The organism is Streptomyces sp. NPDC088387, assembly GCF_044753385.1.
In the GTDB taxonomy this organism is placed as follows: domain Bacteria; phylum Actinomycetota; class Actinomycetes; order Streptomycetales; family Streptomycetaceae; genus Streptomyces.
Map to the genome: position 1 here is coordinate 154,836 of NZ_JBIVNC010000011.1, position 23,749 is coordinate 178,584.

Sequence of the window (23,749 nt, forward strand, 5' to 3'; positions counted from 1 at the left end):
CGGCGGTCGAGGGCGTTGTGGACAAGGGGGTGCCTCCGGGTGACCTGCTGGCTTGGCGGTGAGATGCCGGCCGGTTTCCGTCCGGTCGGCGGCACTCCGAAAGGGAGGCGGGCAAGAGCGGAGATTCTAGGTGAACGGCGAGACGCGGTGCCAGTGAATTAACGGCGCCCGCGCCGGGGCGGGCCCGTCCCCTAGGGGACGGGGGCATCCTTCCTGAGGGGCACGGGTCCATCCCGGGGTGGACACCGGCGGGCTGCGGGTTCGGTCCCCAGACCGATGCCGTCCTTACCTCCGCAAACGCACCATGGATACATGAGTGCAGCGACCATCACCCCAGTCCCGGGCCGCCCCACGGGCGCCACCGCCGTCGCCGGAAGCCACCGGCACCGCATGGGCGAGGCCCTGCGTGCCGTCCGTGTCTTCGCGGGCGCGGCGTTCGACGTGATCCTCCTCGGCGAGTACGGCGAGGAAGCGGGCATACGCAGGAAGTGACCTCGCCGGTCCAGCCCTTGGCCGAGTCCCGGCCCAGCCCTCCGCCAAACCCCGGCCCAGCCCTCCGCCAAACCCCAGCTCAGCCCTCCGCCAAACCCCAGCTCAGCCTTCCGAGAGCCGTCCGTCAGCTCTCCGCGAGCAGCTCGTCCGCGTCCATGATCCGGTACGCGTAGCCCTGTTCCGCCAGGAAGCGCTGGCGGTGGGCCGCGAAGTCCTGGTCGAGGGTGTCGCGGGCGACGACCGAGTAGAAGTGCGCCTGGTGGCCGTCGGCCTTGGGACGCAGCACCCGGCCCAGCCGCTGGGCCTCCTCCTGACGGGACCCGAAGGTCCCCGACACCTGCACCGCGACCGTGGCCTCCGGCAGGTCGATCGAGAAGTTCGCCACCTTGGACACCACCAGGACACTGATCTCGCCCTGGCGGAACGCGTCGAAGAGCTTCTCCCGCTGGGCGTTGGACGTCTCGCCCTTGATGACCGGCGCGTCGAGATGCTCGCCCAGTTCGTCGAGCTGGTCGATGTACTGGCCGATGACGAGGATCTGCTGCCCGGCGAAGCGCCGCACGATGGCCTCGGTGACCTTGCGCTTGGTCTCGGTGGTCGCGCAGAAGCGGTACTTCTCCTCCGCCTCGGCCGTCGCGTACGCGAGCCGCTCGGCGTCCGTGAGGTTGACCCGTACCTCCACACAGTCCGCGGGCGCGATGTAGCCCTGCGCCTCGATCTCCTTCCACGGCGCGTCGAACCGCTTCGGGCCGATCAGGGAGAACACGTCCGACTCCCGGCCGTCCTCCCGCACCAGCGTCGCGGTCAGCCCGAGCCGCCTGCGGGCCTGGAGGTCCGCGGTGAACTTGAAGACCGGCGCCGGCAGCAGATGCACCTCGTCGTAGACGATCAGACCCCAGTCCCGCGAGTCGAACAGCTCCAGGTGCGGGTAGACACCCTTCCGCCGCGTCGTGAGCACCTGGTACGTGGCGATGGTGACCGGCCGGATCTCCTTGCGCGTACCGCTGTACTCGCCGATCTCCTCCTCGGTCAGCGAGGTCCGCTTCACCAGCTCGTGCTTCCACTGCCGCGCCGAGACCGTGTTGGTGACGAGGATCAGCGTCGTCGACCGGGCCTGCGCCATCGCACCCGCGCCGACCAGCGTCTTGCCCGCGCCGCAGGGCAGCACCACCACACCGCTGCCGCCGTGCCAGAAGTTCTCCACGGCCTGCTTCTGGTACGGCCGCAGCGCCCAGCCGTCCTCGCGCAGCGCGATCGGGTGCGCCTCACCGTCGACGTACCCGGCGAGATCCTCGGCGGGCCAGCCGAGCTTCAGCAGCGTCTGCTTGATCTGCCCGCGCTCGGAGGGGTGCACGGCGACCGTGTCGGGGTCGATCCGGGTGCCGACCAGCGGCGCGATCCGCTTGGAGCGCAGGATCTCCTCCAGGACGGGCCGGTCGGTGGTGGTCAGCACCAGTCCGTGCGCGGGGTCCTTGGAGAGGGTGAGGCGGCCGTAGCGGTCCATCGTCTCGGCGATGTCCACGAGCAGCGCGTGCGGTACGGGGTAGCGGCTGTACTGGACGAGGGCGTCGACGACCTGCTCGGCGTCGTGCCCGGCGGCGCGCGCGTTCCACAGGCCGAGCGGGGTCACCCGGTAGGTGTGGATGTGCTCCGGCGCCCGCTCCAGCTCGGCGAAGGGCGCGATGGCGCGACGGCACTCGCCGGCCTGCTCGTGGTCGACTTCCAGGAGCAGGGTCTTGTCGGACTGGACGATCAGCGGACCATTCACGCGCGGCACCCTTTCTGCGGCCGGAGGGTTCGGCCAAACGTCCAGTGTGCCTGATCGTCCGCCCGGGCCGCCGGGCAAGCGCGTCGACCGGGCAGGGGCACCCCACCCGTCGTACTGGATGTCTATTCAGTCGTGCGGGTGGCACGGTTGAGCCGTACGGCCCCCGGGTCCGAAGAATGGGTGAACGTGCAGTCCTTCACCCCCACTCCGTCCCCGCCGACCGCCACGCTCGGGCTGGCGCTGTTCGCCACCCGCTGGCTCCAGGCGCCCCTCTACTTCGGCCTGGTCGCCGTCCAGGGCGTGTACGTCTACAAGTTCTTCTACGAGCTGTGGAAGCTGATCGTCACCTGTGTGGACGGCCGGGCGACCGAGACGTACGTGATGCTCGCCGTCCTCAAGCTCGTCGACGTCGTGATGATCGCCAACCTGCTGATCATGGTGATCGTCGGCGGCTATGAGACGTTCGTCTCGCGCATCGGGCTCCAGGGCCACCGCGACCAGCCGGAGTGGCTCTCGCACGTCAACCCGAACGTCCTCAAGGTCAAGCTGGCCACCGCGATCGTCGGGATCTCCTCGGTGCATCTGCTCCAGATGTTCGTGGACGTGCACGGCACCGCACGGCACGCGCTGATGTGGGGGACGGTGATCCACATGGCGTTCATCGTGTCGGCGGCGATCCTCGCGTACATGTCGGGGCCGATGGCGGCGCGCGCCGACCAGATCCTGAACGAGATCCAGCACCACCGGGAGACCCATGGGCGGGCGGAGGAGCATCCACCTCCGGTGTTCGCGCCGCCGGTGGTCTCCGTGCCGCCGACGGTTTCCGTGCCCCCGGTGGTGATTCCGGCCCAGGCGACCGGCGGCCCGCGGGTCGCCGAGCCGGGTGTCGAGGCGCGGATCAGTGAGGCCGGGTTCCCGGCGCGGATGCTCCTCGAACACTTCGACGCCGATCATCCCCGGGCCTTCGACCGGGAGACCGTGGCACGGCTCGGCAAACTGGACTTCGTCGGCCCGGGCCGCAACGTGGTCTTCGCGGGGCCGCCCGGCACCGGCAAGACGCATCTCGCGGTCGGACTGGGGGTGCGGGCCTGCGAGGCCGGGCACCGGGTGCTGTTCGCGACCGCCGCCGAGTGGGCCGTACGGCTCGCTACCGCGCAGGCCGGCGGGCGGCTCGCGGAGGAGCTGGCCGGGCTGGACGAGCGGGCGCTGCTCATCGTCGACGAGGTCGGGTACGTGCCGTTCGACGCGGACACCACCCGGCTCTTCTTCCAGCTGGTCGCGCACCGGTACGGGCGGGGGTCGCTGATCGTCACCGGGGACTGCCCGCCCAGCCGCTGGGACGAGGTCTTCAGCGGGCCGGCCGCCGCGGCGATGGTGGACCGGCTGGCCCACCACGCCGAGATCGTCCGGCTCGAAGGGGACAGCTACCGGATGCGGTGGGCTACTTCGGAGCGGGCAGGGTGAGGTTGTTCACCAGCGGCTGGGCGAAGACATGTCCGTCGATGTGGACGAGGGGCTCGCCGCCGGGTGCCGGGAGGGGCAGCGGCAGGATCGTCGCGGTCTGCGGCGCCGGCGCCGGCGCCGGCTGCGTGGCGGAGGCCTCGGGGGCGAGGGCGCCGATCAGGGCGGCCGTGGAGATCAGGGCGGTGAGGGTGAGGGCGACGGTGGTGGCCCGGGTGGGGAGGGGGAGCTTGGCACGCATAAAAGCGGTGGGGCCTTTCGGTGGTGGTGGGGGGCGGAGGGGGTGGGCCGGACCCGGGGTGCCGTGACCGGCCCGTGGCCTTACGGCGGTCAGATCTGGCGGGTCAGATCTGGGGGGTCTCGATGACCAGGCCGGCGATGTCGATGCCGATGGCCGCGGCCTGGGTGGCGAAGGCGCCGATCAGGAGGGCGGTGGTGGTCAGGACGGCGGCGATGCGGCGGGCGGCGAGCATGGGGGTTCCTTTCGGGGGGTTGATCACGACATCCGGTGGCTGCCCGGGGGTGTGGGCGGGGATGCGGCGCGCCGGGGAAGCTCGCTCGTGGGGGGTAAGAATTCGGCGTGGCGTGCATGAACACCGACGTACACCCTGGCGGGTGGCATGGGGGGTGCGAGTTGCCGTTCGGCTGCGGGGCGGTGGGGGGTGTTCGCGCGGTTCCTCGCGCCCCTGAAAGGGTTGTCGTTCGGCTGTGGGGCGGTGGGGGGTGTTCGCGCAGTTCCTCGCGCCCCTGAAAGGGTCGTTGTTCGGCTGTGGGGTGGTGGGGGGTGTTCGCGCAGTTCCCCGCGCCCCTGAAGAGGTCGTTGTTCGGCTGTGGGGCCGTCGTGGCTGGTCGCGCAGTTCCCCGCGCCCCTGACGGCCCGCGTGGCCGCGGGCATGCGGGCCGCCTGGGGCGATGGGGGAGGGTGGGCGCGGCGGCACTCCCGTCGGGTCGGGTTGCTCAGGTGGGGGGCTGGTCTTCTGCCAGTTCTGCTACGCCGGTGATGCGGTGGAGGGGGTACGTGCGGACCTCGTCGGCGGTGTGGTCGTAGGCCGTGACGAAGCCGCCCTCGACCCGGACCGGGGCGATCACACGCTGGCTCGCGGCACCCTCCGCGTTGACGTATCCGATCCACAGGGCCTGCCCGGTCAATACGGCGGCCTGCATGGTGGCGAGGGTTTCCGCCGAGCCGGTGCGGGGCAGTTCGCCGCCGGTCACGGCGGGGGTCTCCGTCGCTTTGCGCGGCGTCGTGGAGGCCAGGTCGCCCGCTCGGATCGCGCGGACCGCCGCCGTCAGGAGCGTCGGATCCGGCGTCGGCGGCCCGTCCGGCACCGGATCCGGCGCCGTGCGCGGCGGAGTGCGGTGGGCGAGGGCACGGGTGATCAGTACGTCGCCCTCGGCGGACTCCGCGGCCGGCGCGAACCCCATCGCCCGCAACCCCTCCAGCAGCGCCGCCGGATCGGCCAACGCGGCCAGCACGGTCGGCGCGAGCCGGCGCAGCCGCAGCCCGGCGGACCGCTTGTCGGCGAGGATCTCGTTCAGCAGCGCGTCGTCGTCGCAGCGCACGTACGCGGACGCGGCGCCGACCCGCAGATGCCCGTGTCTGCGGGCCACGTCGTCGATCAGGTAGGCGAGCGGCTGCGGCACCGGCGTACGCGAGTGCTCGGCGAGGAAGGCGTGCAGGTCGGAGGCGGCCCGGCCGGCGTCCAGGGCCCGGCGTACCGAACCGGGTGTGAAGCGGTAGACCGTCGCCCCGCCCTTGGACTCGACGTCCGCGAGGACCCCCAGCATGTCCGCGAGCGGCCGCTTCAGCGGTCCCGGCGCGACCGCCGTGAGGTCGGCCTGGAGCAGCACGTGGTCCAGCGGCTCGGGCAGTTGCGGGGCCAGCAGCCGGGCGGCGGCGGCAGCGGCGGCGGCCTGCTCGGCGGGGGAGAGCGGCTCGGGCGGCGGGACGGGCCGGTGATGGTGGACGGGGAGTTTGTCGCCGGGACCGGACGGCGGCTCCGCGGGGGCGGCTTCCGGCACGGACAGTCCGAGCAGCGCCCGGCCGTGCGCCGACAGCGCGCCCCGCCCGGTCACACCGAGCAGTTCGGCCTCGGCGAGCGTCCACCGGGCGAGCTGGGAACGCGGATCCGCCTCCGCGCGCGGCGGCCGTTCCCAGCGCAGCCGCGCGAGCACCGACTCGGGGTCGGGTGCCGCGCCCTGCGGCAGCCCGGCGAGCAGCGTCAGCACCCGGTGCCGTACCTCGGGCGCTGCCGACCGGTCGAGACCCGGCCCCAGCGCCGACAACGGGCGGTCCTTCGTGTCCCGCCCGCCCACGAGCCCCGCCGTACGCGTCGCCGCCAGCCATGCCTCCGCGAGCCGCGCCCAGCGCTCCGCAGCCGGCAGCTCCTGCCACTCGTCGTGCGCCGGGGTGGCCGCGTACCGCTCCTCGGCCTCCCCGTCGGAGGCGATCAGCCCGGCCGCGTACGCCAGCTCGACCCAGAACGCGGCGACCGGTTCGGCCACGTCCAGCGCGACCGCCGTCCGCTTCAGGTCCCGCACGCTCAGCCCGCCGGCCCGCAGCACCGCGGGACCGCCCTCGTCCCAGTCCTTCAGCAGCTCGTCGACCGTCGCCAGCGCCGTGAACGCCTGTCCGGCCGCCGTGCCGTCCACCACCTGGGGACGGTGGACGGCCGCCGGTTCCACGACCGGCGCCACCGGCTCGACCGTCCGGTGCGCCCGCCCGGCCCGCAGATGCAGCGCCGCCTCGCGCGGCAGTACGACCGTGCCGGGCGCCGTCGGCAGCAGCAGCCCCCGGTCGAGCAGCCAGCGCAGCCGGGGCGCGGGATCCGCGGTGACCTGCCCGTACGGCGGCCCCCACACCAGCCGGGTGAGCACCTCCAGGGATTCCGCCGGGGCCTTAGCGAGCAGCGTGCCGAGCCGCTTGCGGTCCCGGAACAGCCGGGTCAGCTTGGCCGCCGCGGACACCGAGTCGTGGGTGGCGGCGAGCCCGGCCGCCGCGACGATCTCCTGGATCCGGCCCGGCGACATCCCGGCCGTCGCCTCCTGCACGGTCGGCCCGAGCCCGGTCGGCGACGGATACTGCGGCGAGGGCGTCAGCAGCTCACGGGCGGTGCGCACCAGCCGCAGCCGGTCGTCGCCGCCCCACACCAGCGCCTGCTCGCGCAGCGTGGCGAGGGCCCGCGGCAGCGCGCCCTCGACGGCCGGATCGCGCTCGTCGCCCGCCATCAGCCCGAGCAGCTCCGCGTACGGCGCCGGATCCGCCGCCACCGCCAGCGCCTGCGCGGTCTGCTGCGCGAACCGGTCCAGCCGCTCCAGCGCCCGCACCACCGAGGCGCGGGTGCCCGCCCGGGTGGCGAGCTGGGTCAGATCCGTCGGCACGGGTGTGATGAGGTCGGGGCGGCTGCGCAACAGCGCGGACAGCGAGGCGTCGTCCCTGGCGCGGAGCGCTTCCGCGAGGGAGCGCGGGGCAGCCGGCTTCTCGTCGCTCATCCGCTCCACGTTAGCGGGTCGGGGTGCCGGACCGCCGCCGGTGCATCGGGGACAGAGACGGCGAACGGGACGTTTCCGAGACGGCCACCGGATGAACTTCCGCGGGACGATCCGGCGCCCCGGACCGCCCGTGCCCGGTCAACTGCATGCGGCATGAATCGAGTTGGGGACTCCGACGAGTGCCGCCCGGTATGACCCACGCACCCTGCGCTACGGTCGTCGCGTGGGGATCGAGAGCGACCAGGTCGTCTACGAGTATCTGAGCCGCGTCGGCGACGTGGCGCAGCAGCGGCAGCTGCCCTCGTCGACCCGTATGCGGCTGGTCTCGCAGCTGCGGGACGAGATCGACCGGCGGCGCGCGAAGGTTTCCGTCGACAGCCCCGCGGCGGTGCGCCGCATCCTGACCGGGCTCGGCTCGCCCGACGAGATCGTCGCCGCGGCGGGCGGTACGGCGGGCGCGCCGGACACCCCGACGGCGGTGCCCGTCCAGCGGGACGGCGACGAGGAGACGGGCCGCGGGAAACGGCTGCGCCGGGTTGTCCCCCGCCCCCGTCCCGCCGATCCCGCGCCTCCGGCCGCCGAGGCCGGCTTCTCGCCCCATGTGGCGCCGGCCCACGAACTGGGCGACAGCGGCGGTATGCCTCCCGACTGGTGGCGTACGGAGGGGAGTCCCTTCGCGGGCGGTGACGAGGTGCCGGGGTTTGTCGGCGGGGTGGAGATCCCGGAGCTTCTGAAGCCGCCGCCGAGGAAGAAGCCGGCGGTGGAGGCGGAGCCGGAGCCTGCGGTTGAGGCTGACGTTGCTCCGGACGAACCGAAGCAGTCCCGCGTCCGGCGCCTGCGTGTCCCCGCCGTGCGGGAGTGGAACAACCCGCTTCTGCTGCTTGCCGCCGCGCTGCTGGTGGCGGGGGCGGTGCTCGGCAACCTCCTTGCGCTGGCGGTCGGGTGGCTCATCGCGTGGGCGTCGCGGCGGCTGACGACGGCGGAGATGAAGTGGGCGGTGATGGGGTTGCCCGCGGTGGCCCTCGCGGGCGGTGCGGTGTGGCTCTGGGGGCGTAACGAGGGCCGTTGGGGTGCCCCCATCACCGAGGGCCACATGAGCGAGGCCCTCACCGAAACCTGGCCCTGGGTCCTGCGCGCCGCCGCCCTTGCCTCAGCCCTGTTCCTGACCTGGCGCTCCCAACGCCCCCGCTAGCGCGATGCCCTCTGGGGATGGCGCCGGAGTGCGTGAGGCCGCGGGCCCGTCGTAGCCGTTCGCGCAGTTCCCCGCGCCCCTTGGGGGTGGTGCCGGAGTGTGAGGCTGCGGGTCCGTCGTGGCCGTTCGCGCAGTTCCCCGCGCCCCTTGGGGAGGGTGCCGGAGCGTAGGAGGCTGCGGGTCCGTCGTGGCCGTTCGCGCAGTTCCCCGCGCCCCTTGGGGGTGGTGCTGGAGTGTGTGAGGCCGCGGGTTCGTCGTGGCCGTTCGCGCAGTTCCCCGCGCCCCTGAGGTGGGTGCCCTGGTCGCCAACCGAGCAGCAACCCACCCAGGGGCGCGGGGAACTGCGCGCCAAGCCCCCACTCAGCCGCAGACGAAAAGGGGGCGCGGGGAACTGCGCGACCAGCCCCACCCCCTCAGGGGCGCGGGGAACTGCGCGACGAGCCACGACGGGCCTGCGGCCTCAGACGCTTCTGTGGGCCCCCGGCCGGGTGGCGGCAGAATGGGGGCATGACCCTGTTCAACGTGACCGTCGGGTTCGATCTCGATATGACCCTCATCGACTCCCGCCCCGGCATTCACGCCTGCTATCGCGCGCTGGCCGAGCGAACGGGAACGTACATCGACGCCGACCTGGCGATCACCCGCCTCGGCCCGCCCCTGGAGGAGGAGTTGATCAACTGGTTCCCGGCACAGGACATCCCGGCGACAGCCGACCTGTACCGCGGCATGTACCCGTCGATCGCCATCACCGCGACCCCGGCGATGCCCGGCGCGCACAACGCCGTGGCGGCCGTAAGGGAAGCCGGCGGCAGGGCCGTCGTCGTGACCGCCAAGTACGAGCCCAACGCGAAACTCCACCTCGCCCACCTCGGCATCGAACCGGACGCGGTCGTCGGCAACCTGTGGGCGGAGGCCAAGGCGGCCGCCCTGCGCGAGCACAACGCGGCCGTCTACGTAGGCGACCACACCGGCGACGTACGCGGCGCCCGCGCCGCAGGCGCACTCTCCGTGACCGTACCGACCGGCCCCTGCGACGCGCAGGAGCTCGCCGCGGCCGGCGCGGACGTGATCCTCGCCGATCTGACGGAGTTCCCGGGGTGGCTTTCGGCCTACCTCGGCGCGGATCCCGCGGCGCCGGCCCGCGCCTGACGGCGCCCCGCGGCGACCGACTGGAACACTCCGGCGCCGGCGATCAGGAAGCCGACCCCCATCAGCATGCTCAGTACGAACATGTATGTCGGAAAAGGCGTCGTGTCGAGCAGCAGCGGGGCCAAGGTGACCAGAGTGGCCACGGCACCGATGAAGAACACGACGGCACCGACTCGGATCAGCCGATCGCCGGGAGCGGTGGAATTCGTTTGGGTTTTGTCACGCACCGGACCAGGGTAGTTCCCTGCGCAAAGGAACAACCCGGCGACGTCTTGTCACCGGCCTGAAGACCATTAGCCTTGGTAGCGGCGGGTCACGGACGACCCGCCCGAGTGCTATCAAGAGCCGTTTCCGAAGCAGTTTTCCGACGAGTACGAGGACGAGGACAGACGTGCCTACCGGCAAGGTCAAGTGGTTCAACAGCGAGAAGGGCTTCGGCTTTCTCTCCCGCGACGACGGCGGTGACGTCTTCGTCCATTCCTCGGTTCTCCCCGCCGGAGTCGAGACACTCAAGCCGGGACAGCGGGTGGAGTTCGGAGTCGTCGCGGGACAGCGCGGCGACCAGGCCCTTTCCGTGACGATCCTGGACCCGACCCCGTCCGTCGCCGCCGCCCAGCGCAAGAAGCCCGATGAGCTCGCCTCGATCGTCCAGGACCTGACGACCCTGCTGGAGAACGTCACCCAGACTCTCGAACGGGGCCGCTACCCGGAGAAGACCGCCGGCGCCCAGGTCGCCGGTCTGCTGCGGGCGGTCGCCGACCAACTCGACGTATAACGGGCCCGGTTCAGGGGAAATCCAGCGCGTTCGGGCCGAGGGGCGGAAGCAGTCCCTCGGCCGCCGCGCGAGTGAGCAGTCCGCGCACCGCCGCATAGCCCGCCTCACCGAGGTCGGCGGTGAATTCGTTGACGTACAGCCCGATGTGCTGGTCCGCGACCGACGGATCCATTTCCTGGGCGTGTTCCATGACGTACGGGCGCGACACCTCCGGGTCGTCCCACGCGGCCCGCACCGACGCCCGCACCGAGTCGGAGAGCCGTCGCAGCGCCGCCTCGCCCAGCGACCGCTTCGCGATGATCGCGCCGAGCGGAATCGGCAGCCCGGTGGTGTTCTCCCAGTGCTCGCCCATGTCCGCGAGCTTGTGCAGCCCGTAATTCCCGTATGTGAACCGGGCCTCGTGGATGACGAGCCCCGCGTCGACCTTCCCGTTCCGCACCGCCGGCATGATCTCGTGGAACGGCATCACCACGATCTCGCCGACCCCGCCGGGCAGGGTGTCCGCCGCCCACAGCCGGAACAGCAGATACGCCGTCGACCTCTCGCTCGGCACGGCCACCACCCGGCCCGTCAGTCCCCCACTGCCGAAAGCGTGGGAGGTGCCCCCACCGCCCGGCTCCCGGGTCAGCACCAGCGGCCCGCAGCCCCGCCCCAGCGCCCCGCCGCACGGCAGCAGCGCGAACTCGTCGAGGACGTACGGCAGTACGGCGTACGACACCTTCAGTACGTCGAACTCGCCGCGCTCGGCCATGCCGTTGGTGATGTCGATGTCCGCGAACGTCACGTCGAGCGCGGGCGCGTCCGGCAGCCGGCCGTGGGCGAGGGCGTCGAAGACGAACGTGTCGTTCGGGCAGGGGGAGTACGCGGTCCGAAGCGCGTCGGGCGGGGTCTGCGAGTCACCGGTCATGTGGGTTCCAACTCTCCAGTACGGGCTCAAGCTTCCCGAATCCGTCGGTGAGGGCCGCGAGCGCGTCGCCGATCCGCCACGCGGCACGGTCGCGCGGGCCGACCGGATTGGACACGGCCCGCAGCTCCAGCACCGGCGTACCGTGCGCGGCGGCGGCCTCCGCGACCCCGAACCCCTCCATGGCCTCGGCCAGCGCGGCCGGGTGGGCCGTACGAAGGGCGGCGGCACGTTGCCCGGTGCCGGTCACGGTCGAGACGGTGAGCACCGGGCCCGGGCGGGCGCCGGTCGCGGCGGCCACGGCGGCCACCAGGGCGGCGGGCGGCCGGTGGGTGACCGTACCGAAGCCCAGCTCGGTGACCGGCAGGAAACCGTCGGGTGTCTCGGCGCCCAGATCGGCCGCGGTGATCTCGTCGGCGACGACCAGCGAGCCGACGGGCGCCCCGGGTGCGAAACCGCCGCCGATACCGGCGCTGACCACCAGGTCGTACGGCCGGCCGGCGAGCGCCGCGGCGGTCAGCGCGGTCGCCGTGCAGGCGGCGGCGAGAGCGGGGCCGACACCGGCCGCGAGGAGATCCGGGCCGGCGGGGACGCGGTGCAGAGCCGTGGTGCCTGGGAGGGGGACCTCCGTCGCCGGGCCGGGGAACGCCCGTGCCACCGCGTCCCGTTCGGCGGGGACGGCGGTGGCCACCAGGACACGCACGGACGCGGACGTGGTCAGGCGTCCTTCTTCAGCTTGAACGACCACAGACCCGTGGTCTGTGTCTCGCCCTCCTTGATGGACACCGTGGTGGTGTTGCCGCTCGCGCCGTACTGCTCGTTGAAGAAGACGCTGCCCGGGATCGTCCGGTACGTCTTGGTGCTCTCGTCGGTCAGCGGCTGACCGTTCATCAGGATGGTCCAGCCCTTGTCCGCGATGTCGGGGTCGACGCCGAAGCGGACGGTCTCGTCCGGGTCCACGCTGATGGACTTGACGTCCTTGTCCTGCAAGCACTTCACCAGGTCGGCCGACTTCACGGCGTCGCCGTCGTTGTAGCAGGTCGCCTCGGCGTTGACCGAGTTCGAACCGACGGTGATCGTCGAGATCGGTGTCGGCTTGTCGCAGGCCGACAGGGCGAGCAGGCCGGCGGAGACGGCGCCGGCAGCGGCGGCGGCGCGGCGGCGGCGCACAGCGCGGTGCGCAGGAGCGGCGGCGCCGCGGGGCATCGTGGTCATGTCCGAAGGCTATCGGCCCGGACGCCGAACCACCCCAGCCGGGGTGCGCTGCGCGCGGCGATCCGGGTGTCCGCCTGCGGCTGGTGGGGGCTGGTCGCGCAGTTCCCCGCGCCCCTGGGGCGTTGCTGCCCGGCTGGGCGTCGGGGGAGCTTGGCGGGCTGTCCGGGTGCGGGCCCGTCGTGGCTTGTCGCGCAGTTCCCCGCGCCCCTGGGGTGTTGCTGCCCGGCTGGGCGTCGGGGGAGCCTGGCGGGCTGTCCGGGTGCGGGTCCGTCGTGGCTTGTCGCGCAGTTCCCCGCGCGCCTGGGGTGTTGCTGCCCGGCTGGGCGTCGGGGGAGCTTGGCGGGCTGTCCGGGTGCGGGTCCGTCGTGGCTTGTCGCGCAGTTCCCCGCGCCCCTGAGGTGGGTCACCTGGCAGCCGACCGAGCAGCAACCCCCTGGGGGCGCGGGGAACTGCGCGACCAGCCACGATGCACCCGCATGCTCACACGCCCCCGCACCAATCGATCAAGGGGCGCGGGGAACTGCGCGAACGGCCACGACGCGGCCGCACCCGCAGATGCACCCGCACCCGCGCCGACCTACTCCACCCGCGCCCGGCCACGGGCCCCGCGGCGGGCCGAGCCCAGCAGACCGCGCACCGTCGTCAGCCAACCCGTCGCCACGATCCCCGCGGCCACCGTCAGCCCCAACGGCCCGTTCAACGGCAGCGCAATCCCCACGGCCCCACCCAGCACCCACGCCACCTGCAACAACGTCTCCGACCGCGCGAACGCCGACGTCCGCACAGTCTCCGGCACGTCCCGCTGGATCAGCGCGTCCAGCGACAGCTTCGCCAGCGCCTGCGAGAACCCCGCCACCGCCGCCAGACACGTCACCAGGAACGCCCCGAAGAACACCGCCGCCACGATCGCCGCGCCCAGCACCACCGCCACCACCGTCACGATGATGATCTCCGGCCGGCGCGATCTCAGCCACGCCCCGACCGCCGTACCGATCGCGTTGCCCGCGCCCGCCGCCACCGCGACCATGCCCAGCGACACCGCCGCGCTCTGCCCGGTCAGCGGATGCTCGCGCAGCAGAAACGCCAGGAAGAAGATCAGGAAGCCGGAGAGACAGCGCAGGCCGGCGTTGGCGCCGAGCGCGTGGGTGACCGCCAGGCCGACCGTCCGCAGCCCCGGCCGCTTCACCGGCTTGAGATGCGGCCCGTGCAGATGATCCGCGTCCGCCGCGAGCAGCGCGGTGTCCTCGCCCTTCGCCGAGTCCACCTTCGGCGGCAGCGACAGCGACAGGAACATCCCCACGATGAAGATGGCGAACGCCCCGAACAGCGGCCAGCGCGGTCCGATCGCCTGTAGCCCCGCCGCGATCGGCGCGGCCACACCGGTGGCGAGAAGCCCACCCAGCGTCACCCGGGAGTTCGCCTTGACCAGCGAGAACTTCGGTGGCAGCAGCCGTGGCACCACCGCACTGCGGACCACGCCGTACGCCTTCGACGCCACCAGCACGCCGAGCGCCGCCGGATACAGCTCGATACTGCCGCTGATCACCGCGCCGGACAGCACCAGGGCGAGCATCGCCCGCGCCAGCATCGCGCACGACATCGCCAGCCGGCGGCCGTGCGGGATGCGGTCGAGCAGCGGGCCGATCACGGGCGCCAGCAGGGTGAACGGCGCCATGGTGATCGCCAGGTACAGGGCGACCCGGCCGCGCGCCTCGTCCGTGGGCACCGAGAAGAACACCGTGGACGCCAGCGCGACGGTGATCATGACATCGCCGGCGCCGTTCACCCCGTGCAGCTCGATCAGCTTGCCGAGGCCCGACTCGCCGGCGCCGTGCGCGTGGGTCGCCTTGCGGATGCCGCGGGCCGTCCCGGTCACCGGCAGATGCAGGGCACGCCCCACCGAGCGGACGGGTCCGCTCAACCGGCCCGAACCGCCACCTCGCCTGCCCCCTTTGACCCCACCGACCCCGGTGGCGCCCTGGGGCGACCTTGCGGCTGCCACGTCGTTCATAGTGCCCTGAGATGGGGGGTGGTAGTGCGGATCTGACGCGTATGGGTTTTTGCGGAGGGAGGTTTCCTGTTCTTTCCGACGTCATTCAGCGGCGGCGCGGAGCGCCGAAGAGAGCGCCGGTGTAGGCCAAGCGCCGACGAAGAGGTAGCGTGCGTAGCGCGCCGTGGCGAACGTTCTCGGCCGCGCTCCTCTCGGTCATCCCGCAGAATGGATGACGTAGGTGTGCCCGAGCGCGACAGGACACGGACGTCGACGCGGCCCGTTGGTCCGCTCCGTCCGCCGCCCCAACCGCCGGAGGCAGGCGCACTCGAGCGACGGCGTAGGAGAGAAGCGATACCTGTGAGCGCAGCGACAACGCGAAGCCGCACCCCCGACCGTCTGTGTGCCGAGGCCGTCGACCTCGCCCGTGGCGCCGCCGAGGAGGCCGCCGCGCCCGGGGTCGTCGGGGAGCACTCGGGCCTGGTGTCCGAGGGCGACCGGGTTGTCACGCACTACTTCGAGTGCAAGGAGCTCGGGTACCGCGGCTGGCGCTGGGCGGTGACCGTGGCCCGCGCCTCACGGGCGAAGTTCGTCACGCTCGACGAGGTCGTCCTGCTGCCCGGCGCGGACGCCCTGCTGGCACCCGAGTGGGTGCCCTGGAGCGAGCGGCTGCGCCCGGGTGACATGGGCCCCGGCGACCTGCTGCCCACCGACGCCGAGGACCTGCGGCTGGAGCCCGGCCTGTCCGGCGAGGACGAGCCGCCGCCGAACTCCGCGATCTCGGACGACATGGCCGAGCTGGTGGACGCGGAGGACGCCGAGGTCAGCGCCGGCACCCCCGCGCATCTGCCGGTAGTGCCGACGAGGGGTTCGATCGCCGCGGTCGCCGAGGAGCTCGGCATGCGCCGCGCCCGGGTGCTGTCCCGCTACGGACTCCATGTGGCCGCCGACCGCTGGGAGGACACGTACGGGCCGAAGACCCCCATGGCGCAGGCCGCCCCCGCCGCCTGTGTGAGCTGCGGCTTCCTGGTGGCGATCGGCGGCTCCCTGGGCCAGGCCTTCGGGGTGTGCGCGAACGAGTTCTCACCGGCCGACGGCCGGATGGTGTCGCTGGCGTACGGCTGCGGCGGTCACTCCGAGGCCGCGGTCATGCCCGCCCCGCCCCGTCCGGCCCCGCCGGTGATCGACGAGACCCGCGTGGACGACTTCCCGCTGCGCCCGGCCCGCGACTCCGGTTCCGTCCCGGAGACGTCCGACGAGGACACGGCGGAACTCGGCCACTCCTAGCCGGCCTCCTGACCAGTCTCCTGGCCACCACCTCCTGACCGACCTGCTGGCCACTTCCTGACCAGCCTCCTGACCGATCTCCTGGCCACCTCCTGACCGGCCTCCCGGCCGCCCCTCCCGGACCCCGTCCACGGGCCCGTTCCCGCCCCGGCCGGTGCCGGAACCCGGGGGCTTCCGCAGCGCGATACCTTCATCCTCACGCCGATGAGGAGAGTGAACGTGAGCAAGTTCGTGCGGCCGGCCGCCGAGGGGGCCGACCCGTTCGGGACGGCCCGGTTGCGACGTGGGGTTCTCGACGCGTGGGCCACCAGTCCGGCGCGGTTCCGGGAGGACGCCAACGCCGAGGAGGACCTGGTCCTCGGCGGTTACCGGGACCGGCTCGTCGTCGAGCTCGCGCAGAACGCCGCCGACGCGGCGGCCCGCGCCGGGGTGCCCGGCCGGCTCCGGCTCACCCTCCGCGACGGTGTGCTCGTCGCCGCCAACACCGGCGCCCCCCTGGACGCGGCCGGTGTCGAGTCGCTCTCGACCCTGCGCGCCTCCGCCAAACGGGACGCCGAGGAGGAGACCGGGACCGTCGGCCGGTTCGGCGTGGGCTTCTCCGCCGTCCTCGCCGTCACCGACGAACCCGCCGTGGTCGGCCGGCACGGCGGGGTGCGCTGGTCGCTCGCCGAGGCCCGCGACCTGGCGGCCGACGCCGCCCGCAACGCCCCCGGTCTCGGCGACGAGATCCGCCGGCGCGACGGCCATGTGCCGCTGCTGCGGCTGCCGTTCGCCGCCGAGGGCACCGCGCCCGACCCGTACGACACCGCCGTCATCCTGCCGCTGCGCGACACGGCCGCCGCCGATCTCACCGAACGGCTCCTCGCCTCCGTCGACGACGCCCTGCTGCTCGCCCTGCCGGGCCTGGCGGAGGTCGTCGTCGACGTCGGCGACCAGGCCCCGCGCACGCTGCGGCGCGGCACGGACGAGGACCTCACCGTCGTAGAGGACTCGCGGGACGGCACCACCCGCTGGCGTACCGTCGCCGCGCACGGGCCGCTCACGCCCGAGCTGCTGGCCGACCGGCCGGTCGAGGAGCGGCTTCGGCCGCACTGGTCGGTGACCTGGGCGGTGCCCGTGGACACCGACGGCACCCCCGCCGCACCCCGCACCAGCCCGGTGCTGCACGCCCCGACCCCCAGCGACGAACCGCTCGGCGTCCCCGCCCTGCTCATCGCGTCCTTCCCGCTGGACACCACCCGCCGCCACACCGCGCCCGGCCCGCTCACCGACTTCCTCGTGCAGCGCGCCGCCGACGCCTACGCCGAACTCCTCGCCGGCTGGCGGCCGGTGACGGACGGAATCATCGGCCTCGTCCCCGGCCCGCTCGGCAAGGGCGAACTGGACGGCGCCCTGCGCCAGGCCGTCCTCGACCGGCTGCCGCGCACCTCGTTCCTGCCGCCGGCCGTCCCGCCCGTCGTCGAGGACGACCCCGAGTCGCTGCGCCCGCGCGACGCCGAGGTCGTCGAGGGCGCGGGCGCCGACACCGTACGGGTCCTCGCGGAGGTCCTGCCGACCCTGCTCCCCGGCGGTCTGGAGCGCCGCGTGGAGCTGCGCACGCTGGGCGTGGCCCGGGTCCCGCTGACCGACGCGATCGACCGTCTCGCGGGCCTGGAGAAGGCCCCCGACTGGTGGCGGCGGCTCTACGACAGCCTCGCGGGCGTCGACCCCGACCGGCTCTCGGGGCTTCCGGTGCCGCTGGCCGACGGCCGTACGACGATCGGGCCCCGGCAGGTGCTGCTGCCGACCCCCGACGACGCCCGGATCGACCCGGAGACCCTCGCCCGGCTCGGTCTGAAGGTCGCCCACCCGGACGCCGCGCACCCGCTCCTGGAGAAGCTCGGCGCGCTGCCCGCGACGCCCCGCGCGGTCCTCACCACCCCCCAGGTCCGGGCAGCCGTAGCGGCCTCCCTCGACGACGACGGCGGCGCCAACTGGGAGGAGGAGGCCCCCGACGCGGAGGAGCTGGCGGACACCGTGCTGGCGCTGGTGCGGGACGCGGGCCTCGAACCCGGTGACGAGCCCTGGCTCGGCGCCCTCGCCCTGCCCGACGAGGACGGCGAACTCGCCCCCGCCGGTGAGCTGGTACTCCCCGGCAGCCCCTTCGCCGAGGTCATGCGGGAGGGTGAACTGGCCGCGGTCGACACCGAACTGGCCGAGCGTTACGGCGAACAGCCCCTCGCCGCCTGCGGAGTCCTGTCGACCTTCGCCCTGATCCGCGCCGCCGACGTCGTCCTCGACCCCGACGAACTGGAGCCCCGCGAGGGCGACTTCGCCGAGCCCGACGACGCAGGGCTGCTGGACGCCGTGGACGTGTGGTGCGAGGACATCCTCGACCGCTTCCCGGACACCCCGGTCCCGCCCGTCGCGACGGAACTCATCGCCGTACGCGATCTGGACCTGGTGGACGACGACAAGTGGCCCCAGGCCCTCGCCCTGCTCGCCCAGCCGCCCCTGCGCGACGCCCTCACCCAGCAGGTCCGCGTCCTGCTCCCGGACGGCACCCACGAGGTCGTACGCCCCTACACGGCATGGTGGCTCCGCGGAAACCCGGTCCTGGCCGGCCGCCGCCCGGCCGGCTTGCTGGCATCCGGTGGCGACCCCCTCCTCCGAGGCCTCTACGACGAGGCGGACGCCACCGGATTCGACGACGAACAGGTGCTGCGCGCACTGGGTGTCCGTACGTCGGTGGCGGCGCTGCTGGACGAACCGGGCGGCGCGGCCGAACTCCTTGACCGCCTGGCAGACCCGGACCGCGAGGTGACGGGCGCCCAACTGCACGCCCTTTACAGCGCCTTGGCCGACCTCGACCCGGAGCAGGTCACGTTGCCGGACGACCTGCGGGCGGTGGTGGACGGCGAGGCGGTCGTGGTGGACGCGTCCGAAGCGGTCGTGGTCGACTCCCCGGACCTCTTGCCCTTCACCGGCGGTGTGCCGTTGCTGCCCGTACGCCCCTCCCGCGCCGCCGAACTGGCGGAACTCTTCCAGGTCCGCCGCCTGAGCGAGTCCGTCACGGGTTCGGTGGACTCCCAGGGCACGGAACACGACGTACCGGACTCGGTCCGCGTCCTCCTGGGCGCGCGCACGCCCAAGTCCTACGTCGAACACGACGAACTGGTCGTGGACGGCACCGAAATCGACTGGCGCCTGACGGAAGACGGAATCCTCCACGCATCCACCCTGGAGGGCGTGGCAGCAGGCCTCGCCTGGGCCGCCCGCCAGTGGCCCCGCCGCTTCGAGGTGGCCGCACTCCTGGAGGACGCGTCCCGCACAGAGGAACTGGCCAGGGACCGCTGGTTCGACTGAGGGCGGTCCGGCGCAGTGGCTCGGCACCAGACCTGGTGTCTCAAGCCATCGACCGCGCGAGCGCGGCGACCTCCTTACCGAGTGCAGCCTCGTCCTGCGGTCGGAGTTCGACTGTGCCGCCTGCACGGTTCAGCAGGACGAGTGAGGTGGTCAGAACACCGTGCGCCAGACCCAGCAGAACTTCATTGCTGGTCGAGGAGAAGAGCTGGTACAGGCGTTCCACGAATTCCTGGAACACGGGTGGAGACACCTGGCAGCCGCCCTCCGGGCTCGCGGTGAGCCCGGACGGAATCCCGAGCATGTCGGCCGCACCGCGGGCGAGGGAGGCGTACAGCAGTCCGCTGTGGTGGCCCGCTTCCCACAGCGTCTCGTCGCCGTACGCGAAGGGGTAGCTCAATCTGCAATCTCCAGTCTGAGGTCGAGATCCGGATGGGCCCGCCGGAGTTCTTTGAACCGCTCTTGCAGCGCTGCCCGGAAGTGAGAATCCATCCCCGACGTCGTGAAACGGAAGCCGATGGGTGCGTTCTCGTAGCCCGGTAGAAGGCGGCGGCACTTGAGGTAGTTGGCCAGCTTCGCGTCGATGTGTTTGTTCGTCCAGGATCGCAATATCTTCATGAATGTGTACAACCATTCATCTCCGTCGCGCATCTGATCACATGAGCCAACAGGCTCCGTGATCATTTGGGCCCCGCGCGTGACCGCGCGCCTCTCGCTGCGCGACCGGGCGGGGCCCCATCTCCCTTGGGGAAACACATGCACAAGCGGGTCACTCTCGGCGTCGTCGTCAGCGGCGCCCTGGCCCTGTCTGCCCTCGCCGTCCCGGCCGCCCAGGCCAACGGTTCTTTCAGCCCGGAGGATCTCTCCAAGGTCACCCAGGCCGCGCGTGAAGCGTCCGCGAACGCCGACGGCAAGAGCGCGTTCCGTGCTGCCGCGGCCGACGAGCCCTACGCCCTGGACATCAAGTTCTCCGGGGTGAAGGTCAACAACGGCAAGCCGATCGTTGCCGGTGCGTCCGCGAAGGTCAGCGTGCCCGTCACGTACAAGGTGACGCACTCCGCTGACATCGACATCAAGGACGACCAGCTCTTCATCAACGTCGAGATCTACCGCGGTTCGTTCGCGGCCCCGACGAAGACTCTCTACGGTGACGACCTCCACACCTGCACCCGGGCCTCGTCGACCACCGCCAACTGCAAGGGGAAGATCGACGTCTACCCCGACATCGAACTGGTCAACGCCGACGCCACCAGCTGGAAGGGCGCCGGTTACGCCGTCGACCTGAACGGCGAGGACCCGCTCTCCGAGAACGTCGACTGGAGCAAGATCGGCTACGCCGAGCAGGACAAGGTCACCACCACCAAGCTCCAGCGCCTCTCCAAGCTCACCGTCAACGCCGCCCCCGAGCCCGTGAAGAAGGGCAAGACCATCACGGTCACCGGGAAGCTGACGCGGGCCAACTGGGAGACCAACAAGTACGCCGGGTACGCCACGCAGCCCGTCAAGCTTCAGTTCCGTAAGAAGAGCGCCAGCACCTACACCACGGTCAAGACCATCAAGACCAACTCCAAGGGTGACCTGAAGACCACCGTGAAGGCGACCCAGGACGGGTACTTCCGCTACAGCTTCGCGGGTACGACGAGCACGCCGGCGGTCGCCGCCGCGGGTGACTACGTCGACGTGAAGTAGGGGGCCGGAGAAAGGGGGACCTGCGGGGCCTTCGTGGCTGGTCGCGCAGTTCCCCGCGCCCCTGGGTGGGTTTCCTTGGCCTGCGTCAGCAGTCCCGGTCCCAAACTCCGCGCCCCAACCCCCGCCCTACGCCGGGAACCTGCGGTCCACCAACCGCCACAGGATCTCCAGTACCGCTGATGCCGCCGCCGCGATGCCCACCGCTATCCACGGCATCGTCGTGCCGACCAGTTTTAGGGCGAAGAAGTTCTGGAGCCAGGGGACTGCGAGGACCAGGACGAAGGAGCCGGCCATTGCGGCCACCAGGGCGATACGCCACCAGGTGTACGGGCGGGCGATGATCGCCAGTACCCACATCGCGATGAGGAAGAGCGTCAGGGTCGCCGCGCTCGTCTCCGCGTCCAGCGCGCCCGCGCCCGTGTAGTGGTGCCGGGCGATCAGGTACGTCGTGAAGGTCGCCACCGCTGCCAGGACTCCGCCCGGGATCGAGTAACGCATCACCCGGCGGACGAAGTTCGGCTTCGCTCGTTCCTTGTTCGGGGCCAGCGCGAGGAAGAACGCCGGGATGCCGATCGTCAGGGTGGACAGCAGCGTCAGGTGGCGGGGGAGGAACGGGTACTCCACCTGCCAGCAGACCACCAGGACGGCCAGGAGGACCGAGTAGACGGTCTTGACCAGGAACAGCGTCGCCACCCGCGTGATGTTGCCGATGACCCTGCGGCCCTCCGCCACCACCGACGGCAGCGTCGCGAAGCTGTTGTTCAGCAGCACGATCTGCGCCACCGCCCGGGTCGCCTCCGAGCCGGAGCCCATCGCCACGCCGATGTCGGCGTCCTTCAGCGCCAGGACGTCGTTCACACCGTCGCCCGTCATCGCGACCGTGTGCCCACGGGACTGCAACGCGCCCACCATGTCCCGCTTCTGCTGCGGAGTGACCCGGCCGAAGACCGTTCCGTCGTCCAGGGCGGACGCCATCTCGTCGCGCTCGGCAGGGAGTTGGCGGGCGTCCACCACCGCGCCTGTCAGACCCAGTTTCCCGGCCACCGCGCCCACCGACACCGCGTTGTCGCCCGAGATCACCTTGGCGTGCACGTCCTGCTCGGCGAAGTAGCGGAGGGTGTCGGCGGCGTCGGGGCGCAGTCGTTGTTCCAGCACGACGAGGGCGGTGGGGCGGGCGCCGACCGTGACCTCGGTGTGGTCCAGGTCGTGGGCCGCGCGGGCCAGCAGGAGCACCCGCAGGCCCTGTTCGTTCAGGCGGTCCGTCTCCTCCAGGGCCGGGTCGTCCGCCGGGAGCAGGACGTCGGGCGCGCCCAGCAGCCACGTACTGCTCTCGCCGTCCGGCTCGCTGAAGGACGCCCCGCTGTACTTGCGGGCCGAGGAGAACGGCAGCGACTCCGTGCAGCGCCACTCCTCGCTGTCCGGATACGCGGCGATGATCGCCTGGAGGGAGGCGTTGGGCCGCGGGTCGGACTCGCCGAGGGCGCCGAGCACCTTGCGTACGTACGTCTCGTCGTTGCCGTCGAGGGGGCGCAGCTCGGTGACGTCCATGCCGCCCTCGGTGAGGGTGCCGGTCTTGTCCAGGCAGACCGTGTCGACGCGGGCCAGGCCCTCGATGGCGGGGAGTTCCTGCACGAGGCACTGTTTCCGGCCAAGGCGGATGACGCCGATCGCGAAGGCCACGGAGGTCAGCAGGACCAGGCCCTCGGGGACCATCGGGACGATGCCGCCGACGGTGCGGGCGACGGAGTCCTTGAAGTCGTTCTCCTTGACCACCAGTTGGCTGATGATCAGGCCGATCGCGGTCGGGACCATCATCCACGTCACGTACTTCAGGATCGTGGAGATGCCCGTACGCAGCTCCGAGTGGACCAGCGTGAAGCGGGACGCCTCCTCGGCGAGCTGTGCCGCGTACGCCTCCCGCCCCACCTTGGTCGCCTGGAACGCCCCGCCGCCCGCGACCACGAAGCTGCCGGACATGACCTGGTCGCCGGGGTGTTTCACCACCGGGTCGGCCTCGCCGGTGAGCAGCGACTCGTCGATCTCCAGCCCGTCGGCCTCGACGCACACGCCGTCCACGACGACCTTGTCGCCGGGCCCGATCTCCAGGACGTCGTCCAGCACGATCTCGGACGTGCCGACCTCGCCGGCCGTGCCGTCGCGCCGCACGGTCGGGCGGACCTCGCCGATCAGCGCGAGCGAGTCCAGGGTCTTCTTGGCCCGCCACTCCTGGAAGATCCCGATGCCGGTGTTGGCGAGGATCACAAAGCCGAACAGGCTGTCCTGGATGGGCGCGACGGCCAGCATGATCACCCAGAGCACGCCGATGATCGCGTTGAAGCGGGTGAGGACGTTGGCGCGGACGATCTCGGTCATCGACCGGCTGCTGCGCACCGGGATGTCGTTGACCTGCCCCCGCGCGACCCGTTCGGCGACCTCGGCGGAGGTCAGTCCGCGCGTCCCGGACGGTACGGGAAGGGGGTGCACAGGATCGAGGTCGGCGCCCGTGTCGATGTGCGTCATGCATTCGACGGTACGTGCGGATCTGGGCGTTCACCCCCCGAGTGGGGTGAAGATCCGACTACGGGAGGAGGTCCGTAGTGCCGTGGTACTACGGGGTGTTACGAGGGCTTCGTCGACGTCGTTCCCGCCGCCGATGCGGCCGCCCGCCTGATCGCCCGGTCGCGTCCGCGCACGTACCAGATGCCGATCAGTCCGAGGCCGCCGCCGGCCAGGCACGTCCACACCCACCAGGTGTGCCCGTGGTCGTCGAACCAGCCGTAGAACGGCAGCTGCACCAGGAAGAGGACGAACCACAGGACCGTGAGGCCCGTGATGGTCGCGACCACCGGGCCCTCCAGGGGCTCCGGTGCCTCGTGTGTTGGGGTCCACTTCGCCATGGTCACAGCTTACGAGGTGGCCGCACGGCGCCACCGCCCCGCCGGTCTACGCGCGGAGATCGCGCGGGCGGCCTTATATGTTCATACTGAAGCGGT

At 72.1% G+C, this 23,749-nt stretch carries 21 protein-coding genes; 8 read left to right on the top strand and 13 right to left on the bottom strand.

The window, feature by feature from the left end:
• Nucleotides 1-312 precede the first annotated feature (312 nt).
• The gene (locus ACIQAC_RS27880; RefSeq protein WP_402195406.1) at nt 313-492 is read left to right on the top strand and encodes a hypothetical protein; all 180 of its coding nucleotides are present in this window, start codon (nt 313-315) and stop codon (nt 490-492) included.
• Nucleotides 493-616: 124 nt separating this feature from the next.
• On the opposite strand, the gene ACIQAC_RS27885 is transcribed toward ACIQAC_RS27880, so the two are convergent.
• On the bottom strand, nt 617-2,260 hold the full coding sequence (locus tag ACIQAC_RS27885; RefSeq protein ID WP_402195408.1) for a DNA repair helicase XPB: 1,644 nt from the start codon (nt 2,258-2,260) through the stop codon (nt 617-619).
• A gap of 180 nt (nt 2,261-2,440) precedes the next feature.
• On the opposite strand from ACIQAC_RS27885, the gene istB reads away from it, so the two are divergent.
• A complete protein-coding gene (gene istB / locus ACIQAC_RS27890; RefSeq protein WP_402195410.1) occupies nt 2,441-3,724 on the top strand; it encodes an IS21-like element helper ATPase IstB in 1,284 nt (427 codons plus the stop codon).
• Here istB and ACIQAC_RS27895 read toward each other — a convergent pair.
• From ACIQAC_RS27895 to ACIQAC_RS27905, 3 genes are all read right to left on the bottom strand, one after another.
• Nucleotides 3,702-3,962 (bottom strand): hypothetical protein, encoded by a 261-nt coding sequence (locus ACIQAC_RS27895; protein ID WP_402195412.1) that lies wholly within the window; start codon nt 3,960-3,962, stop codon nt 3,702-3,704. The genes istB and ACIQAC_RS27895 overlap by 23 nt on opposite strands.
• A 103-nt stretch (nt 3,963-4,065) precedes the next feature.
• Nucleotides 4,066-4,194, bottom strand: a complete 129-nt coding sequence (locus ACIQAC_RS27900) for a hypothetical protein (RefSeq protein ID WP_402195414.1) — start codon at nt 4,192-4,194, stop codon at nt 4,066-4,068.
• A 484-nt stretch (nt 4,195-4,678) separates the two neighbouring features.
• Nucleotides 4,679-7,213 (bottom strand): helicase-associated domain-containing protein, encoded by a 2,535-nt coding sequence (locus ACIQAC_RS27905; protein WP_402195417.1) that lies wholly within the window; start codon nt 7,211-7,213, stop codon nt 4,679-4,681.
• 223 nt (nt 7,214-7,436) lie between these two features.
• On the opposite strand from ACIQAC_RS27905, the gene ACIQAC_RS27910 reads away from it, so the two are divergent.
• Both ACIQAC_RS27910 and ACIQAC_RS27915 read left to right on the top strand, forming a co-directional pair.
• The gene (locus ACIQAC_RS27910; RefSeq protein ID WP_402195418.1) at nt 7,437-8,405 is read left to right on the top strand and encodes a hypothetical protein; all 969 of its coding nucleotides are present in this window, start codon (nt 7,437-7,439) and stop codon (nt 8,403-8,405) included.
• Between the two features lie 507 nt (nt 8,406-8,912).
• Nucleotides 8,913-9,554 carry an HAD family hydrolase gene (locus tag ACIQAC_RS27915; protein ID WP_402195421.1) on the top strand — a complete coding sequence of 214 codons (642 nt, stop codon included), beginning with the start codon at nt 8,913-8,915 and terminating at the stop codon, nt 9,552-9,554.
• On the opposite strand, the gene ACIQAC_RS27920 is transcribed toward ACIQAC_RS27915, so the two are convergent.
• A complete protein-coding gene (locus tag ACIQAC_RS27920; RefSeq protein ID WP_402195423.1) occupies nt 9,515-9,781 on the bottom strand; it encodes a hypothetical protein in 267 nt (88 codons plus the stop codon). The two genes, ACIQAC_RS27915 and ACIQAC_RS27920, sit on opposite strands and share 40 nt — an antisense overlap.
• A gap of 164 nt (nt 9,782-9,945) precedes the next feature.
• On the opposite strand from ACIQAC_RS27920, the gene ACIQAC_RS27925 reads away from it, so the two are divergent.
• Nucleotides 9,946-10,329, top strand: coding sequence for a cold-shock protein (locus ACIQAC_RS27925; protein WP_402195426.1), 384 nt, complete (start codon nt 9,946-9,948; stop codon nt 10,327-10,329).
• A gap of 10 nt (nt 10,330-10,339) precedes the next feature.
• On the opposite strand, the gene ACIQAC_RS27930 is transcribed toward ACIQAC_RS27925, so the two are convergent.
• The 4 genes from ACIQAC_RS27930 to ACIQAC_RS27945 form a co-directional block, all read right to left on the bottom strand.
• Nucleotides 10,340-11,236 carry a 1,4-dihydroxy-6-naphthoate synthase gene (locus tag ACIQAC_RS27930; RefSeq protein WP_402195428.1) on the bottom strand — a complete coding sequence of 299 codons (897 nt, stop codon included), beginning with the start codon at nt 11,234-11,236 and terminating at the stop codon, nt 10,340-10,342.
• Entirely contained in the window at nt 11,226-11,936 is a 711-nt protein-coding gene (locus ACIQAC_RS27935) for a futalosine hydrolase (protein ID WP_402195431.1), read from the bottom strand. The genes ACIQAC_RS27930 and ACIQAC_RS27935 overlap by 11 nt, the downstream gene beginning before the upstream one ends.
• A gap of 14 nt (nt 11,937-11,950) precedes the next feature.
• Nucleotides 11,951-12,448 (bottom strand): DUF2771 domain-containing protein, encoded by a 498-nt coding sequence (locus tag ACIQAC_RS27940; RefSeq protein WP_402195432.1) that lies wholly within the window; start codon nt 12,446-12,448, stop codon nt 11,951-11,953.
• 577 nt (nt 12,449-13,025) lie between these two features.
• Nucleotides 13,026-14,450 carry an MFS transporter gene (locus ACIQAC_RS27945; protein ID WP_402195434.1) on the bottom strand — a complete coding sequence of 475 codons (1,425 nt, stop codon included), beginning with the start codon at nt 14,448-14,450 and terminating at the stop codon, nt 13,026-13,028.
• 348 nt (nt 14,451-14,798) lie between these two features.
• Between ACIQAC_RS27945 and ACIQAC_RS27950 the strand changes: the two genes are divergently transcribed.
• Together ACIQAC_RS27950 and ACIQAC_RS27955 are read left to right on the top strand one after the other, a co-directional pair.
• Nucleotides 14,799-15,725, top strand: coding sequence for a DUF3027 domain-containing protein (locus ACIQAC_RS27950; protein ID WP_402195435.1), 927 nt, complete (start codon nt 14,799-14,801; stop codon nt 15,723-15,725).
• Between the two features lie 219 nt (nt 15,726-15,944).
• A complete protein-coding gene (locus tag ACIQAC_RS27955; protein ID WP_402195436.1) occupies nt 15,945-19,070 on the top strand; it encodes a sacsin N-terminal ATP-binding-like domain-containing protein in 3,126 nt (1,041 codons plus the stop codon).
• A gap of 40 nt (nt 19,071-19,110) precedes the next feature.
• Here the strand turns inward: ACIQAC_RS27955 and ACIQAC_RS27960 are convergent, their stop codons facing one another.
• Both ACIQAC_RS27960 and ACIQAC_RS27965 read right to left on the bottom strand, forming a co-directional pair.
• Nucleotides 19,111-19,467 carry a DUF6086 family protein gene (locus ACIQAC_RS27960; RefSeq protein WP_402195438.1) on the bottom strand — a complete coding sequence of 119 codons (357 nt, stop codon included), beginning with the start codon at nt 19,465-19,467 and terminating at the stop codon, nt 19,111-19,113.
• Nucleotides 19,464-19,685, bottom strand: coding sequence for a hypothetical protein (locus ACIQAC_RS27965; protein WP_402195440.1), 222 nt, complete (start codon nt 19,683-19,685; stop codon nt 19,464-19,466). Before ACIQAC_RS27965 ends, ACIQAC_RS27960 begins: the two co-directional genes overlap by 4 nt.
• 138 nt (nt 19,686-19,823) lie before the next feature.
• Here ACIQAC_RS27965 and ACIQAC_RS27970 point away from each other — a divergent pair, with 138 nt between their 5' ends.
• Nucleotides 19,824-20,756 (top strand): hypothetical protein, encoded by a 933-nt coding sequence (locus ACIQAC_RS27970; protein ID WP_402195443.1) that lies wholly within the window; start codon nt 19,824-19,826, stop codon nt 20,754-20,756.
• Nucleotides 20,757-20,882: 126 nt separating this feature from the next.
• Here ACIQAC_RS27970 and ACIQAC_RS27975 read toward each other — a convergent pair whose 3' ends face one another.
• Together ACIQAC_RS27975 and ACIQAC_RS27980 are read right to left on the bottom strand one after the other, a co-directional pair.
• The gene (locus ACIQAC_RS27975; RefSeq protein WP_402195445.1) at nt 20,883-23,276 is read right to left on the bottom strand and encodes an HAD-IC family P-type ATPase; all 2,394 of its coding nucleotides are present in this window, start codon (nt 23,274-23,276) and stop codon (nt 20,883-20,885) included.
• 98 nt (nt 23,277-23,374) lie between these two features.
• Nucleotides 23,375-23,653: a DUF2530 domain-containing protein gene (locus ACIQAC_RS27980; protein ID WP_402195447.1), complete on the bottom strand. Its 279-nt coding sequence runs from the start codon at nt 23,651-23,653 to the stop codon at nt 23,375-23,377.
• Between the last annotated feature and the right edge of the window lie 96 nt (nt 23,654-23,749).

What these genes read in the sequence shown, in the direction of transcription:
- ACIQAC_RS27880 (WP_402195406.1), top strand. Translation starts at nt 313, where the DNA reads ATGAGTGCAGCGACCATCACCCCAGTCCCGGGCCGCCCCACGGGCGCC.
- ACIQAC_RS27895 (WP_402195412.1), bottom strand. Translation starts at nt 3,962, where the DNA reads ATGCGTGCCAAGCTCCCCCTCCCCACCCGGGCCACCACCGTCGCCCTC.
- ACIQAC_RS27900 (WP_402195414.1), bottom strand. Translation starts at nt 4,194, where the DNA reads ATGCTCGCCGCCCGCCGCATCGCCGCCGTCCTGACCACCACCGCCCTC.
- ACIQAC_RS27905 (WP_402195417.1), bottom strand. Translation starts at nt 7,213, where the DNA reads ATGAGCGACGAGAAGCCGGCTGCCCCGCGCTCCCTCGCGGAAGCGCTC.
- ACIQAC_RS27915 (WP_402195421.1), top strand. Translation starts at nt 8,913, where the DNA reads ATGACCCTGTTCAACGTGACCGTCGGGTTCGATCTCGATATGACCCTC.
- ACIQAC_RS27930 (WP_402195428.1), bottom strand. Translation starts at nt 11,236, where the DNA reads ATGACCGGTGACTCGCAGACCCCGCCCGACGCGCTTCGGACCGCGTAC.
- ACIQAC_RS27940 (WP_402195432.1), bottom strand. Translation starts at nt 12,448, where the DNA reads ATGACCACGATGCCCCGCGGCGCCGCCGCTCCTGCGCACCGCGCTGTG.
- ACIQAC_RS27965 (WP_402195440.1), bottom strand. Translation starts at nt 19,685, where the DNA reads ATGAAGATATTGCGATCCTGGACGAACAAACACATCGACGCGAAGCTG.
- ACIQAC_RS27970 (WP_402195443.1), top strand. Translation starts at nt 19,824, where the DNA reads ATGCACAAGCGGGTCACTCTCGGCGTCGTCGTCAGCGGCGCCCTGGCC.
- ACIQAC_RS27975 (WP_402195445.1), bottom strand. Translation starts at nt 23,276, where the DNA reads ATGACGCACATCGACACGGGCGCCGACCTCGATCCTGTGCACCCCCTT.
- ACIQAC_RS27980 (WP_402195447.1), bottom strand. Translation starts at nt 23,653, where the DNA reads ATGGCGAAGTGGACCCCAACACACGAGGCACCGGAGCCCCTGGAGGGC.